The organism is Ruegeria sp. H4 (assembly GCF_056533065.1).
In genome coordinates this window covers 1,457,664-1,473,575 of record NZ_JBQFOC010000001.1, presented here as the reverse complement: position 1 = coordinate 1,473,575, position 15,912 = coordinate 1,457,664, and the positions used below count along the sequence as shown (strand labels likewise).

Sequence of the window (15,912 nt, the reverse complement as noted above, 5' to 3'; positions counted from 1 at the left end):
ACCCTGCTGCCAAATTCGGGGGAGCTTCTGCAATGAGCTATGATTATGATCTAGGCAGCCATACCTGTCCTGTGACCACGTCCTCAACCGAAGCGCAACAATGGTTCGACCGTGGTCTGGTCTGGACTTATGGCTACAATCACACTGAAGCGGTGGCATGTTTCGAAAAGGCTGTCACACATGATCCCAATTGCGCCATGGCCCATTGGGGCGTCGCTTATGCTGCCGGGCCGAACTATAACCTGCCTTGGGATTTGCAGGACGACCGAGGGCGGCAAGAAGCGCTGGCTAAGGCTTACGATGCCACACGGCAAGCCTTAGCGCTCATAGATGGATGCAACGAAGTTGAAAAGGCGCTGATCCAGGCTCTGCCCACTCGTTACCCACGACGGGACCCGGTCGAGGATATGCATCGATGGGATTTCGACTTCGCCGACGCCATGCGCGCAGCCTTCGCCGCCCAGCCAGAACATCTGGACCTACGCACGATCTACGTCGAATCCCTGCTGAACCTGACACCCTGGAAAATGTGGGACCTGAGCACCGGCAAACCCGCCGACGGGGCCGCCACACTAGAGGCGCAAGAGGCGTTGGAATGGGCGATGGAAAATGATCCCGCCGCGATGTCTCATCCCGGCCTTCTGCATCTATACGTTCATCTGATGGAGATGTCGCCAACCCCGGAAAAAGCGCTGAAAGCAGGCGACGTGCTGCGCACGCTGGTCCCCGATGCCGGGCATCTGGTGCATATGCCCACCCATATCGACGTGCTGTGCGGGCACTATCAGAACGTGGTGCACTGGAACGAAAAGGCCTCGATCGCCGACATTAAGTATTATGAGCGCGAGGGCGCGTTCAACATCTATACCGGCTATCGCCAGCACAACTATCACTTCACCATCTATGGCGCGCTGTTTCTGGGCCAGATGGAGCCCGCACTGCACGCCAATCAGGGGCTTTGGGACACCACGCCCGAAGAAATGCTGCGCGTCGAAAGCCCGCCCATGGCGGATTTCTTCGAAAGCTACATGTCGATGGGCCCTCATATCCTGATCCGCTTTGGTCGCTGGGAAGAGGCCAAGGCGCTGGAGTTGCCCGAAGACCCCGACCTGTTCCGCACGCTGACGGCAACCACGCATTACGCCCGCGCGATTGCCCATGCCGCAACCGGCGATGTGGCGCAGGCCGAGGCCGAGGAACAGCTGTTCCTAAGCGCCAAAGCCTGCGTGCCCGAGGCGCGGCGGCTGCACAACAACCGCGTGATCGACCTGCTGGACGTGGCAACGGAAATGCTGCGCGGTGAGATCGAATATCGCAAAGGCAATTTCGAGATGGCATTTGCCCATCTACACCGTTCGGTCGAGCTGGACGACACCCTGCCCTATGATGAGCCGTGGGGCTGGATGCAGCCCACGCGCCATGCCCTTGGGGCCTTGCTGTTCGAACAGGGCCATGTGGCCGAGGCAGAAGCGGTTTATCGCGAGGATTTGGGTCTGGGCGGCAACCTCAGCCGCGCCTCGATCCACCCCGACAATGTCTGGAGCCTGAAGGGCCTGCATGACTGCCTGAAAGCACGCGGCGAGACGGTTGAGATCAAACAGATCAAACAACGGCTTGACCTCGCACTAGCAAGGGCTGACGGTGCTGTCGGCGCATCTTGTTTCTGCGCCCAAGCCGCGATGAGAGCTGCTGAATGAAATCACTGGTATTTGCGCTGGCCGTCCTGATCTGCGGGCCAGCCTGGGCCGACCGCCAAAGCTTCCCCCCCGTGGATCAGGCTGGCAATGACCCGTCGCTCGCCGCGTTCCGAGAAGACCTTCTGACCAAAGTCGCCGCCCGCGATACCGAGGCCGTGATCGCCGTCGCCTGCCCGGATATCTATATCAGCCACGGCACAGAAAGCGGCCCCGAAGCCTTTCGCGAAAGCCTGACGGTGCCGCCCGAAACTTTGGAGGAGGAATACCGGGATCAGGCCGACGATATGCGCGCGGAATATTGGTCCGCGCTAGAAAACACCCTGTCCCAACCCGGTTACTTCGACGATCAGGGCGAGTTCTGGATGCCGCATCAATGGCGGATCAGTCTGCCCGCTACGCTGGACCCGTTTCTGGCCTATTTTGTCACCGGAGACCGGGTTACTCTGCGTCGTTCACCGGCGCGCAGCGGGGCCATCGTGGATTTCATCAGCCACGAGGTCGTCCTGATCCCCGACTATCAGGAAGGGGCCGAATACCAGCTGGTGCGACTGACCGATGGCACATTCGGCTATATGCACAGTGATTTTCTGTGGTCCATGGTCGGCTACCGGGCCGCTTTTGTGAAATCCGACGCAGGCGACTGGCAGCTTTGCACCTTTGTAACCGGCGACTAGACTTTCGCCTTTTTCTTCTTGGCCATTAGTTTCTCAGCCAGATCGCGCGCGATGGCGAAGGCTCCTTTGATTTTGTCGCTGTCTTTCTTCCAGTCGCGCCGCACAACGATCTTGTTGTCCTTGACCTTGGCCAGACCGCGCTGGTTCTGGATGAATTCAACCAACCCCTCGGGCGAGGCGTATTTATCATTGTGGAACTGGATGGTCGCGCCTTTTGGTCCGCCGTCCAGCTTGGCAATCCCGGCCCGTTTACACATCGCCTTGATCCGCACGACCAGCATCAGAGTGTTTACCTCTTTCGGCAATGTGCCAAAGCGGTCGATCAGTTCAGCCGCAAAGCCTTCCAGCTCGACCTTGGTCGACAGCGAGGACAGACGTCGATAAAGGCCCAACCTCACATCCAGATCGGGCACGTAGTCCTCGGGGATCAGAACCGGCACACCCAGATTGATCTGCGGGGCCCATTGGTCGTCGGCATCCGACAGCCCCTCCATCTCACCCGCTTTGATCTTGGCGATCGCTTCTTCCAGCATAGACTGGTAGAGTTCATAGCCCACGTCGCGCATCTGGCCGGATTGTTCTTCGCCCAACAGGTTGCCAGCCCCGCGAATGTCGAGGTCCTGAGAGGCCAGAGTGAAACCAGCCCCTAGCGTATCCAGAGAGCCTAGAACCCGCAGGCGTTTTTCGGCGGTAGCAGTCAGTTTCTGGCGCGGCTTGGTGGTCAGATAGGCATAGGCGCGGGTTTTCGACCGCCCCACCCGGCCGCGAATTTGATAAAGCTGCGCAAGGCCGAACATATCGGCTCGGTGCACGACCATCGTGTTGGCGGTCGGAATGTCGAGCCCGCTTTCCACAATCGTGGTGGCCAGAAGCACGTCGTATTTGCCGTCATAAAACGCGTTCATCCGGTCGTCGAGTTCACCTGCCGCCATCTGCCCATGAGCGACGACGTAAGTCAGCTCTGGCAATTGCTCCTTTAGAAACTCTTCGATCTCCGGCAGGTCCGAGATGCGCGGCACCACGTAGAAGCTTAGCCCGCCGCGATAGTGCTCACGCAACAGCGCCTCGCGGACCGTCACTGCGTCAAACTCGCTGACATAAGTGCGGATGGCCAGCCGGTCGATCGGAGGGGTTCCGATGATCGAAAGGTCCCGCACACCGGTCAGGGACAATTGCAGTGTTCGTGGGATCGGCGTGGCGGTCAGGGTCAGGACGTGGATGTCGCTGCGCAGCTGTTTTAGACGTTCCTTGTGCCCCACACCGAAATGCTGTTCTTCGTCAATGATCAGCAGGCCCAGATTGTTGAACCGAATACCCTTGGCCAGCAACGCATGGGTGCCGATCACGATATCAACCGTGCCGCGCGCCAGCCCGTCACGGGTCTGCTGCGCCTCTTTGGCAGAGACGAAACGCGACAATTGTCGCACCTCCAGAGGGAAGCCCCTGAACCGATCCTTGAACGACGCCGCGTGCTGGCGCGCCAGCAACGTTGTTGGCGCAACAACAGCCACCTGCACGCCTGACATGGCTGCGACAAAGGCCGCGCGCATGGCGACCTCGGTCTTGCCAAAGCCAACATCGCCGCAAATCAAACGGTCCATCGGCGCACCGGAATGCATGTCCTCCATCACCTCAGAAATCGCACGCAGCTGGTCGTCGGTTTCCTGATAGGGGAAGCGGGCACTGAATTCGTCCCACGCATGAGCTGGTGGGTCCATAACCGGCGCTTTGCGCAAGGCACGCTCAGCAGCAATGCGGATCAGCTTGTCCGCCATTTCGCGGATGCGCTCTTTCAGTTTGGCCTTCTTGGCCTGCCATGCGCCGCCGCCCAGACGGTCCAGCAGGCCTTCGTCGTGGCCGTATTTCGACAGCAGTTCAATGTTTTCAACTGGCAGATACAGCTTGGACTGTTCGGCATATTCCAGCAGAAGGCATTCATGGGCCGCCCCGGCGGCCGTCACCACCTCCATCCCCATGTACCGCCCGATGCCATGGTCGACATGCACAACCAGATCACCGGGGGACAGCGACTGGGTTTCGGTCAGGAAATTCTCGGCCTTGCGCCGTTTCTTGGGTTGGCGGATCAGGCGGTCGCCCAGCACGTCCTGTTCGGCGATCACTGTCAGATCAGGGGTTTCGAACCCGTGTTCCAGCGCCCAGACCGCCAGATGCAGCCCACGCTTGCCGACGCGAGTGCCGACGGTGACCGGGATGGCCTCGGCCAAACCTTCATCCTCGATCAGGCCTGTCAGACGTTCACGCGCACCCTCGGAGTATGACGCGATCAGGACCGGGCCTTTGGTAAGCTTGTTGGTGATATGGCTAGCCAGAGCGCCAAATAGGCTAATGCTTTCCTGCTGGCGTTCCGGGGCAAAGTTGCGCCCAATCCGACCGCCTGCATCTATGACGCCCGGCCCGCTGGCCTGCGGCAGCGGGCTGAACTGCATCACCCGACGGTCGCCTACGACTTGCTCCCATTCCGCGTCGTCCAGATAGAGCAGTCCGGGCGGCGTCGGCTTGTAAACCGTATCCATGCGCGAGCGATTTTCCAGCGCCAGACGCCGGGTTTCATATTGGTCCTCAATCGAGTCCCAACGCGCCAACCGCGCCGGTGTGACCTGATCGTCCAGCGAGATGGTCGCGCCGGGCAGATAGTCGAACAAGGTCTCAAGCTTCTCGTGAAAGAACGGCAGCCAATGTTCGATGCCCTGATGTTTGCGGCCCGCGCTGACGGCTTCATAGAGCGGATCATCCGTACCCGCCGCGCCGAATTCGATGCGGTAGTTCTGACGGAACCGGGTAATGGCCGCCTCGTCCAGAATGACCTCGGACACCGGGGCGAGTTCCACCACCTCCAACTTCTCGGTCGTGCGTTGAGAGACCGGATCAAACCGGCGCGCGCCGTCCAGAACGTCTCCGAACAGGTCCAGACGCACGGGGCCGGATTCGCCTGGTGGGAAGATGTCGATGATGCCTCCACGTATGGCGTAGTCACCGGGCTCCATCACCGTCGGGCTTTGAGTGAACCCCATGCGCACCAGAAACTGCCGTAGTGCATCCTCATCTACCCGGTGGTTCACTCGCGCCGTAAACGCAGCCTCGCGCAGCACATCCCGCGCAGGCACCCGCTGAGTCGCGGCATTCAAGGTGGTCAACAGCACAAACCGGTCGGGCATCTGGTGCACCAAGGCGGCCAAGGTCGCCACCCGCGCCGCTGCGATATCGGCGTTGGGCGAGACGCGGTCATAGGGCAGACAATCCCATCCGGGAAACACAAAGACGGGCATATCGGGCGCAAAGAAGGCCAATGCGGCGCGCATCGCCTCCATCCGCTTGTCATCCCGGGCGACGTGACAGACCGGCCCGCCGGAACGCGCAATCTCGTTCAGCACAAGCTGCGCGTCATACCCTTCCGGGGCGCCGCCGACTGTCACGTGGTTCGGAGCCTTCATCGCCTTGCCTTTCAGATTTCGCTATCCCAGAACGCCAATCGAGAGGTTCTGATACATGCCCCAGAGCGAAGTGACCAGTATCGAGATCATGCCGATGATCTGCGTGTACAAGCGACATCGCGACAGAGTCTTTGCGACCCTGTCCATGGTCAATTCATGCTGCCGTAAGCGGCGGGCGTGAAAGATGTTAATCAGCGTGACGATGGCCATTGGAAACATCAAAAGGAATAGGGCCTGCGCAAACTCGACCCCATAGTAAAAGCCCATCGTCGCCATGCCGGTAAATACAAAGCAAACCAACGCCAGCATAATAACCCCGGACATTTCAAGGAAATAGAGTAAACGATTGGTGTTGATCCGCACGATATCCAGCAAGTCAACTTCGACCTGGCCACCAACCCGACGCGCGCGAACGACCAGATCATAGGGCACCCCCATCACCCAATGGCTGGCCGTCGACCATATCACTGCAAGGACGATCCAGAACCACAGATTCGAAAAGCTGCGCATGTCGATGAGTTCGAAGATCGAGGTGTACCAGTCCAAACCCAGCCCTTTATTCAAATCCTCAGGGGTTTTATCGCAGCGGCGCGTTCATTGGTACCCTTGAGCCCTTGGCGAATTCATGCCACCCAATGCGGCAATGTTCAAGGAGCACGCGCCATGAAACCAACTATCGCCCCCTACCCTCTGACCCGCTTTCGTCGGGCGCGGCAATCTGGTGCAATCCGGGCTTTGGTGCGCGAAAGCACGCTGACCACAGATGATCTGATCTGGCCCGTCTTCGTGCGCGATGGTGAAGGGATCGAAGAACCTGTCCCGTCAATGCCTGGTGTCATGCGCCGTTCGGTCGATCTGATTGCGAAGGCAGCAGTTGAAGCGCAAGCGCTTGGTATCCCTGCGCTTTGCATTTTTCCCTATACTGACGCGACGCTGAAAACCGAAGACTGCGCCGAGGCCTGGAACCCTGACAACCTGTCGAACCGCGCCATCCGCGCGATCAAGGCTGCGGCGCCGGACATCGCAGTCATGACCGATGTGGCGCTGGATCCGTACAACATCAACGGCCATGACGGCTATGTGGTGGATGGCGAGATCGTGAATGATCAGACCATTGAGGCACTGGTCAAGATGACCCTCGCTCAGGCAGAGGCTGGGGCCGATATCATCGGGCCGTCAGACATGATGGATGGCCGGATCAGAGCGATGCGTACAGCGCTGGAGGACGCAGGCCACCACAACGTGATGATCCTCAGCTACGCCGCAAAATATGCCAGCGCCTTTTACGGGCCCTTCCGCGATGCGGTGGGCGCATCTGGTGCGCTGACGGGTGACAAGAAAACCTACCAGATGGACCCGGCCAATTCGAACGAAGCGATGCGCCTGATCGAACGCGATCTGACCGAAGGGGCCGATATGGTGATGATCAAGCCCGGCATGCCCTATCTGGATATCTGTCGGCGCGTGAAAGACACGTTTGGCGCACCGACCTATGCCTATCAGGTCTCGGGTGAATACGCGATGATCCAGGCGGCAGCGCAAAACGGGTGGATCGATGGAGACAAGGTGATGCTGGAAAGCTTGCTGGCGTTCAAACGTGCCGGATGTGATGGCATCCTGACTTATTTTGCCCCACAAGTCGCGCGCATCATGCAGGGCTAAAACCCCAGTTTGTCGCGGCATTTCGCCGATCTTCGCTGGACAGACTAAAGCTTTCCCGTGACATGACGCGGCAATCGGCGTATTCTTGCACATAAGATCGGGATCACCCGACATATCAGGCACATAATACAAGAGACAGGAAACATGAGCAGTTCCCAATCCCCCCGACTGAGCCGTCGCGGCTTTGCCTTTGGCATGGCCGGTCTTACCGTGACCGCCGCTTGCGGCAACGGTGTAGGCAACTCGAACGCTGCGACGATTGATGCGCGCGTCGATGCAACCTTGACCGAAATGTATAGCCGTTACCCCAATACGGTTGAAATTGCCAACAAAGCCAATGGCTTGCTGGTCATGCCTTTGATCACCGAAGCCGGGTTTGTCTTTGGCGGTGGATATGGCCGCGGCGCACTGCGCATCAATGATGCAACGGTTGATTACTACTCGGCCGTCAAGGGCACTGCGGGTCTGCAGATCGGGGCCCAGCAATACGCCCATGTGCTGTTCTTCATGACCGAAGACGCTCTGAATGATTTCCGCCGTTCCAGCGGTTGGACCGCCGGGGCCGATGTGGGTTATGTGGTCAGCGATCAGGGTGAATCCCTGTCGACCGACACCACAACGCTGCGTTCACCGGTTCTGGCCGCCGTCTTCGGGCAAGCCGGTCTGCAAATCGGTGCCACGGTCGAAGGCACCAAGTACACCCGCATCATTCCCTGAACCAGTTACACCACCCCCCTTGGCCAACCCCGTCGTGATATTTGCGGCGGGGTTTGTCTTTGTCCGGGTTTGACGCAAGTTCCCTCCGCGTTCCTCTTTCGGTTGAGGGTCCCATCCTTTAGTCTTTGCGCAAACAGAAACTGAACGGGTAAGTGGGGCAACTATGGGTCTTGTTTTTCGCTGGCTGGTGCGCATCACCTCAGGCCTGATCCTGCTGGTGCTTGCAGCGATAGGTTTGATCTATTACCTGGCTAGCCAGTCCCTGCCCGATTATGATCAAACCCTTGAAGTACAAGGGTTATCCTCCCCTGTTGAGATCGTACGGGATACCGCAAACGTCCCCCATATTCTTGGGGAAACGGACCCGGATGTGTTCTTTGGCCTGGGTTTTGCCCATGCTCAGGACCGCCTGTGGCAAATGACGGTCATGCGCCGCACCGCGCAGGGCCGTTTGTCCGAGATCTTCGGGGCCCGTACCGTGCCCATCGACAAGCTGCTGCGCCGCCTTGATTTGTATGGCTTGGCCCATCGTTCGTTGGATGCCCAGGATGACTATACCAAAGCCGCGTTGCGCGCTTATGCGGCAGGCGTCAACGCCCGTCTGAGCCAAATCAACGAAGACGCGCTGGGGCGCGGCGCGCCCGAGATGTTCCTGTTCAACGCGCCGGTGTCGCCCTGGCAACCGGGCGACAGCATCGCTGTGATCAAGCTGATGGGACTACAGCTTTCCGGCCACTTGCAAGACGAAGTTCTACGCGCCCGCACGTCGTTGATGTTGAACGACCCAGCACGCCTAGCTGACATCTTGCCGGACGTTCCGGGTGCCGGCATCGCAGCCTTGCCGGAGTATGCCGAGCTGTTCCCCGGCCTGCCCCGGTACGCGGCCGGCACCGAGATGCCCGATACGCCCCTGTCGCCCTTCCCGAAACGCGGGCTAGCGGGAGCCTCAAACGCCTGGGCCGCAGCGCTCGCACGTTCAGCCAGCGGCGGCACCCTATTGGCAAACGACCCGCATCTGGGGTTCACCGCGCCCGGCATCTGGTATCTGGCCCATTTGGGGCTGGAAAACGGTGGCGTGATAGGTGCTACGATCCCCGGCATTCCCGCCGTCATGAGCGGACGCAGCGATCAACTCGGTTGGGGCCTTACTTCGTCCTATCTGGACGATCAGGACCTGCATATCGAGCAATTGAACCCAGACAACCCGGAAGAATACCTGACACCCGACGGACACAAGGAATTCCGCACTCGCCCCTCAATCATTGAGATCAAAGACGAGGCGCCAATCACCCTGACCTTGCGCTGGACCGAGAATGGTCCTGTGCTGCCCGGCAGCCATTACGATCTTGAAACCGTGACACCACCAGGTCATGTCGTCTCCTTGTCGTGGACGGCGCTAAGCCCCAACGACACTTCAATGACCGCATCGATGGGTCTGATGAACGCGAACTCGGTATCAGAGGCCATCGAAACCGCCGAACTGTTTATCTCACCCTCGCAAAACCTGTCACTGGTCGACACGGACACCATTGGCATGAAGCTTATCGGTGCAATGCCCCAGCGCGCCCTGCGCAATCAAAGCAAGGGTCGCATCCCTACACCTGGCTGGATCGAGGCCAACCGATGGCAAGGCCGCCTGCCTTACGCCAATAACCCGGAATTTGTGTCTCCGGTCGGCGGGCTGTTGGGCAACACCAACAACAAGATCATCGACCGGCCCTTCCCCAACCATGTCTCATACGAATGGGGCGACACCCAGCGCGTCCATCGTTGGGAACGCCTGATGCAATCGCGCGAGGTTCACACCCGCGACAGCTTTATCGAAGCGCAACTGGACACGGTCAGCTTTACGGCGCGGTCACTGCTGCCCCTGATCGGGGCTGACCTGTGGTTTACCGGCGAATCCGCCCCCGAGGGGACGCCGGAACGTCAGCGCCAAATCGCTCTGTCCCTGTTGGCCGACTGGAATGGTGAGATGAATGAACATCTGCCCGAACCGCTGATTTACGCCGCCTGGCTGCGCGCGCTGCAGATCCGTTTGATCGCCGATGAGCTTGGCCCACTAGCCAGCGAATACAAACATGTCGAACCTTTGTTCATTGAACGTGTCTACCGCGATATCGACGGCGCCTCTGTCTGGTGTGATGTGCGCCAAAGTGCGCCGGTTGAAACCTGTACAGACATGGCGCGACTGGCGCTGGATGATGCCCTGATCTGGATCGCCGAGAACTATGGCCGCGCGCTGGAAACTCTGCGCTGGGGCGATGCCCATCAGGCAACCCACGACCACCCCGTTTTGGGAGAGGTGCCGGTGTTGCGCTATTTTGTGAACATCCGCCAATCGACCAGCGGAGGGGACAATACATTGCTGCGCGGTCGCACCTCGGGCGAAGGGCCTGACCCGTTCCAGAACGTGCACGGCGCAGGCTATCGCGGTGTCTATGACTTCGCCGATCCTGACAGTTCGGTCTTCATCACTTCGACCGGGCAATCCGGGCATTTCCTGTCACGCTACTACGATGATCAGGCACAGCTTTGGCGGCGCGGCGAATATATCCCGATGTCGCTGGACATCGATCTGGCCCGCGCCGCCGCCGTTGGTGTGACCAATCTGATCCCGCAATAATCCGCCCATTCGGCGACTCCCCGCCCTGTTTGGCGGGGCGTCATGGAACGATTGACGAATTTCCCCTACCATCCCGACACCGATCTTCTGGGACCAAGGGGGCAATCATGGCCAGCATTCGGGACGTCCTGAACAACCTTGCGCGCGACTATGCCATCGCCTGGAGCTCTGGCGACGCTGCTGCCGTTGCAGCTTATTTCGCGGCGGATTGCCAGATGGTGATCAACGGCGGCGAACCTTTGGAAGGCCGCGATGCGATTGCTTCGATGGCGCAAGACCTGTTTGCCGAGATCCCCGATCTTGACCTGAGATGCGATATGCTGCGATGGGCCGGGCCCCGGGCCCTATTCGTCTGGACGCTGGAAGGCAAACATACCGAAACAGGCAATGCGGTCGTGACCCGCGGGTGGGAGGAATGGGAGCTGGACCCAAGCCACAAGATACGGTCCTCAAGCTGGTGGTTTGATCTGGCAGAGTATCAAAAGCAAGTTGGTCGGGACGGGACCTAGAGCCCCGCGTATTGCGCGGCCTGCTTCTCGGTCCACAAGACGGTGATTTCAAACCCGTCTTCAGTTTGCTCTTCAGATCGAACCACATCCTGACGGAACAGCCAGGCGCGCTTGTCGCCCTCGGAAAAGCCCAGAGACAGCGTGATCTGATGGCGCACGCCTTGCAGTTTCCGCGCAATCTCGGCCAGCAACGGGTCGACCCCTTCGCCGGTCACAGCGGAGATTGCGAAAATCGCCGGATCACGCTCGGCCCGGGCCAGCGTGGCCTCTTTCTCGTCAGTCTCCAGCAGGTCGGTCTTGTTCCAGACCTCAAGCATCGGGCGCTCATCATCAACACCCAGCGCGGTCAGAATCGCCAGCACATCTTCGGCCTGCGCCTGCGAGTCGTCATGGCTGATATCACGCACATGCACGATCAGATCTGCGCCCAGCACCTCTTCCAGCGTGGCGCGGAAGGCAGCGACCAACTCCGTCGGTAGGTTCGAGATAAAGCCCACCGTGTCCGACAGGATCACTTCGGGTCCGTCAGGCAGAACAACCCGTCGCATGGTGGGGTCCAGCGTGGCGAACAGCATGTCCTTGGCCATCACCTCGGCCCCGGTCAGGCGGTTGAACAGCGTCGATTTACCCGCGTTGGTATAACCAACAAGGGCCACGATCGGGTACGGCACCTTGGCCCGCGCCGCGCGGTGCAGGGTTCGGGTTTTAACCACTTTCTGCAATTGGCGGCGCAGCCGGACCAGTTGCTCATCAATGGCGCGCCGGTCGGCCTCGATCTGCGTCTCACCCGGACCACCGACAAAGCCCAATCCGCCGCGCTGACGTTCAAGGTGGGTCCAGGCCCGCACAAGTCGCGTCCGCTGATAGCTGAGCGCCGCCATTTCGACCTGCAACACCCCTTCGCGGGTGCGGGCGCGATCGCTGAAGATTTCCAGGATCAAACCGGTCCGGTCGAGTATTTTAACCTTCCACGCCTTTTCCAGATTGCGTTGCTGCACCGGAGTCACCGGTCCGTCGATCAAAACCAGCTCGACCTCGGCGTCATGCAGCCGTTCGGCCAGTTCCTCGATCTTTCCACTGCCGAACAGCAGCCCGGGTTGGGCGCGTTGCAGGCGCACGACCTCGGACCCGATCACATCCAGATCGGGCAATGCGGCAGCCAGTGCCACCGCCTCTTCCAGCGCCGGTTCGGGAACGCGGCGCTGTTCATCTGATTTGATTTCAGGATGCAGCACCCAGGCCCGGGTGCGCGCCCTTTCATGTTCCATCAAGAGGCGTCTTCGCCCTCATACAGGCTGATCGGCTGCGATGGCATGATCGTCGAAATCGCGTGTTTGTATACCAACTGCGACTGTCCGTCGCGGCGCAACAATACGCAGAAATTGTCAAACCAGGTGATCACACCCTGCAATTTTACACCGTTGATCAGGAAAATCGTGACCGGGACCTTTGCTTTCCGTACATTGTTCAGGAACGCGTCCTGAAGATTCTGTCTGTCCGAAGCCATATTTTATTAACTCGCCGTTGTTCTTGCTACGCGCTGCGGACCAACGCGCTCCCTCCGGGGGAGTATGGAGTGCTGCGCTCAGATATTCCAGATTAAAAATCAGGCAGTAACGCCGCAACCGCGCATTGGCTTAATCCCGCCAGAGCGACGGGGTGATCAACGCGATGATGGCCAAAGCCTCCAACCGGCCAATTACCATTGCGGCGCACAGGGTCAGTTTCGCCCCCGCCGACAGATCGATCAGGCGGATCGGCACGTCGGTCGCCAGTTCGATCAACGGCCCGGTTGTACTCAGCGCGGCAACGCTGAGAACCATGGCCTGTTCAAATCCCGCCCCCATTGCGGCAAGCAACAGGTTGAAAACCGCCAGCGTCAGGGCAAACAGCATCAGGAAGATCCACGCAATAAAGGCGCCGTCACTCTGGATCCGCCGATTGCCGCCATCGGCGCCGCTGACCGATGAGGGATGTATCAGGCGGTCAATCTCGCGCGCGCCATTCAGGTACAGCGCAAAAACCCGCAACAGTTTGACCCCACCGGCCGTTGTAGCCACGCCGCCGCCAACCAGCGCCAAACCCATTAGGATCAAGCCTGGTGTCCCCAGCCCTGAAATTTGCTGTGCATCATTCCAATTGGCACTTTCAAACCCGGCGGTTGTCAGAAAAGACAAAGCAGTAAACAACATCCCCCATATAACGTGAAGGGCTTGCAAGGGCTCCATCTGGCCCCCGATTTCACTCACACCGACCCAGACGCGAACAAAAAGCAAAACGGCAACTCCAAGCACGATCATCAGGCCAATCCTGAATTCCGGGTCCTTGTCCAACCGCGAAAAGCCGCTTGTCGCTGTGTCTGTCGAGAAAGTCAGCCGGGACAAGGCGAAGAACAGGAACAGAAACAGGATCGCCTCACCCGTGAAACCGGCCTGTGCGCCTTCAAGCCCACCCACAGGAGAGATACCAGAAGTCGCCATAATCGACATTGCGTGGCAAATGGCGGTCAGCTCGCGCTCTCCGGCGATCAACAACAGCACGCAGATTACGGCGGTCAGCCCGGCATAGATCGGCGTCAGGGTCATGGTCACTCGGATCAAACGACCGCGCGGATCAATCTTCTCACTTTGCGCCACGCCCGAGACCGGGCGTCCGGGTTGGCCCTGCGCCGTGACTTCGAACCCGCCCAACGACAAGGGTGCCAGGATCGCAGCAGCCGAAACCCACATCAGCAAACCGCCCATCCACCCCACAAGTGCGCGCCAAAGATGCAGCGGAGCACTCAGGCGATCCGGATTTGGAAACAAATCGGCGCCGGTCGTCGTCAGCGCGCTGACCATATCGAAATAGGCGTTCAGAAAGGTTGTGTTGCCAAGCGCGTCGTGAAACGGGATCGCCAGAAAGATCGGCAGGATCGTAAAACATCCCAAAAGCACCGCCAACTGGCCCAATGTACCTCGCCGAGGCACTCGGTTGGACGCCGCCAATGCGATAGTCGCCACGAGAAACAGGCCCAAGAGACCGGAATACAAAAAAGACCGGGACGTGGCGTGGTCGTCCAGCACCAATGCAAAGATCGCGGGTATCCACATCGAAACCGAAACGCATCCCCAGATCAGCAGAAACAGCGGCAACCGCCGCAATACCCCGACCCGTTGTGATTTAACGCGCGCCATCAGAAGAAATCGATCGAGACCTGCATCAGCCGTTCCACCTCGGGCACATCCTTGGCCATGGCAAAGATGGCGACCACATCCTTTTCGTCGATCCGCAGACTGCCGGTGGGGCGCAACAGCTCATCGCCTTTGCGAATTGCTCCAACCAAAACGCCTTCAGGGAAATCAATGTCGCGCAGTTTCTGTCCGGCCATGGGCGAGGTCGATAGAACCTCGGCCTCGATCACCTCGGCCTCGGCATCGCCGATGGAATAGACCTGCCGCACCCGGCCATGGCGAATATGGCGCAGGATCGAGCTGACAGTTGTCGCGCGCGGATTAATATAGGCGTCAATGCCTAGCGGCCCCATCAAAGCCACCATCGACGGATCGTTGATCAGCGCAATCGCCAAGGCACAGCCCTCGGCCTTGGCGCGTACAGCCGCCAGCATATTGGTGCGATCGTCATCCGTGACGGCCAGCATCGCATCTGCACGGTCAATCCCGGCCTCTCTCAGCAGGTTCGAATCCAGCCCATCACCATTCAGAACAATCGTCCGTTCCAGCGCCTCGGCGGCCTTTTCAGCACAGTGACGATCACGTTCGATGATCTTCGCGCGAACACGGCTTTCACGCTCTTCTAAGGTATGTGCGACTTCCAGACCAACATTACCCCCGCCAACGATCACCACCCGGTCCTGGCGTTTCTGCGACTTGCCGAACACCTCCATCGTACGATCCACGTCTTGTACGCTGGCAAAGACATAGCATTCGTCGCCGACAAAAAGCTGATCCTCGGATTCCGGAGCGAACAATGTTCCTTCGCGCCGAACACCCACAACAATCGAACTCAGGGTCGAGAACAAATCCGTCAGCTGGCGCAGGGGCGTATTAACAATAGGGCAATCCTCTTCGATGCGGATGCCCAACAGCTGCGCCTTGCCGTCCATGAACATCTCGGTGTCAAAGGCCGACGGGGCCGACAGGCGACGCATGGCGGCGGCAGCCACCTCGCGTTCTGGGCTGATCACAACATCAATGGGTAGGTGATCGCGGCGGTATAGGTCGGAATGGATCGCTTCGAGATAAGATTTCGACCGCAACCGCGCGATCTTGCGCTGGATGGCGAAAACCGAATGAGCCATCTGACAGGTGACCATATTCACCTCGTCCGAGTGGGTCGCGGCGATGATCATATCGGCATCACGAGCCCCTGCCCGCTCCAGCACGTCAGGATAGCTGGCGAAACCTGCGATACCCTGAACATCCAGTGTCTCGGTCGCGCGGCGCACCAGATCAGGATTGTTATCCACCACGGTCACGTCGTTCAATTCGCCGGAAAGATGCCGTGCGATCTGCCAACCCACCTGACCCGCACCGCAAATGATGACCTTCATGTTTCTGGCCCTTCTGCCTGAAA

At 59.3% G+C, this 15,912-nt stretch carries 12 protein-coding genes; 6 read left to right on the top strand and 6 right to left on the bottom strand.

The genetic code is table 11. The features are described 5' to 3' along the window. Nucleotides 1–32: 32 nt before the first annotated feature. Nucleotides 33–1,697, top strand: a complete 1,665-nt coding sequence (locus ACR0KG_RS07505) for a tetratricopeptide repeat protein (protein ID WP_480826886.1) — start codon at nt 33–35, stop codon at nt 1,695–1,697. Further along, nucleotides 1,694–2,371 (top strand): SH3 domain-containing protein, encoded by a 678-nt coding sequence (locus ACR0KG_RS07500; protein ID WP_480826885.1) that lies wholly within the window; start codon nt 1,694–1,696, stop codon nt 2,369–2,371. Before ACR0KG_RS07505 ends, ACR0KG_RS07500 begins: the two co-directional genes overlap by 4 nt. Here ACR0KG_RS07500 and mfd read toward each other — a convergent pair. Beyond that, nucleotides 2,368–5,823: a transcription-repair coupling factor gene (gene mfd, locus ACR0KG_RS07495; RefSeq protein ID WP_480826884.1), complete on the bottom strand. Its 3,456-nt coding sequence runs from the start codon at nt 5,821–5,823 to the stop codon at nt 2,368–2,370. The genes ACR0KG_RS07500 and mfd overlap by 4 nt on opposite strands. Nucleotides 5,824–5,844: 21 nt before the next feature. Then, nucleotides 5,845–6,369: a component of SufBCD complex gene (locus ACR0KG_RS07490; protein ID WP_170530313.1), complete on the bottom strand. Its 525-nt coding sequence runs from the start codon at nt 6,367–6,369 to the stop codon at nt 5,845–5,847. A 117-nt stretch (nt 6,370–6,486) separates the two neighbouring features. On the opposite strand from ACR0KG_RS07490, the gene hemB reads away from it, so the two are divergent. The 4 genes from hemB (at nt 6,487) to ACR0KG_RS07470 (ending at nt 11,337) form a co-directional block, all read left to right on the top strand. Beyond that, nucleotides 6,487–7,485, top strand: coding sequence for a porphobilinogen synthase (gene hemB / locus ACR0KG_RS07485; RefSeq protein ID WP_480542756.1), 999 nt, complete (start codon nt 6,487–6,489; stop codon nt 7,483–7,485). 144 nt (nt 7,486–7,629) lie between these two features. Continuing rightward, nucleotides 7,630–8,202: a lipid-binding SYLF domain-containing protein gene (locus tag ACR0KG_RS07480; protein ID WP_480542754.1), complete on the top strand. Its 573-nt coding sequence runs from the start codon at nt 7,630–7,632 to the stop codon at nt 8,200–8,202. A 163-nt stretch (nt 8,203–8,365) separates the two neighbouring features. Then, nucleotides 8,366–10,828 carry a penicillin acylase family protein gene (locus ACR0KG_RS07475; protein WP_480826883.1) on the top strand — a complete coding sequence of 821 codons (2,463 nt, stop codon included), beginning with the start codon at nt 8,366–8,368 and terminating at the stop codon, nt 10,826–10,828. A gap of 107 nt (nt 10,829–10,935) precedes the next feature. Further along, nucleotides 10,936–11,337, top strand: coding sequence for a nuclear transport factor 2 family protein (locus ACR0KG_RS07470; protein ID WP_480547078.1), 402 nt, complete (start codon nt 10,936–10,938; stop codon nt 11,335–11,337). On the opposite strand, the gene hflX is transcribed toward ACR0KG_RS07470, so the two are convergent. From hflX to trkA, 4 genes are all read right to left on the bottom strand, one after another. Then, complete coding sequence (hflX, locus tag ACR0KG_RS07465; protein WP_480547076.1) at nt 11,334–12,605, bottom strand: GTPase HflX; 1,272 nt, start codon at nt 12,603–12,605, stop codon at nt 11,334–11,336. The two genes, ACR0KG_RS07470 and hflX, sit on opposite strands and share 4 nt — an antisense overlap. After that, the gene (gene hfq, locus ACR0KG_RS07460) at nt 12,605–12,844 is read right to left on the bottom strand and encodes an RNA chaperone Hfq (protein WP_010440340.1); all 240 of its coding nucleotides are present in this window, start codon (nt 12,842–12,844) and stop codon (nt 12,605–12,607) included. Before hfq ends, hflX begins: the two co-directional genes overlap by 1 nt. A 130-nt stretch (nt 12,845–12,974) precedes the next feature. Further along, nucleotides 12,975–14,513: a TrkH family potassium uptake protein gene (locus ACR0KG_RS07455; RefSeq protein WP_480826882.1), complete on the bottom strand. Its 1,539-nt coding sequence runs from the start codon at nt 14,511–14,513 to the stop codon at nt 12,975–12,977. Beyond that, a complete protein-coding gene (gene trkA / locus ACR0KG_RS07450) occupies nt 14,513–15,889 on the bottom strand; it encodes a Trk system potassium transporter TrkA (RefSeq protein ID WP_480547072.1) in 1,377 nt (458 codons plus the stop codon). Before trkA ends, ACR0KG_RS07455 begins: the two co-directional genes overlap by 1 nt. Between the last annotated feature and the right edge of the window lie 23 nt (nt 15,890–15,912).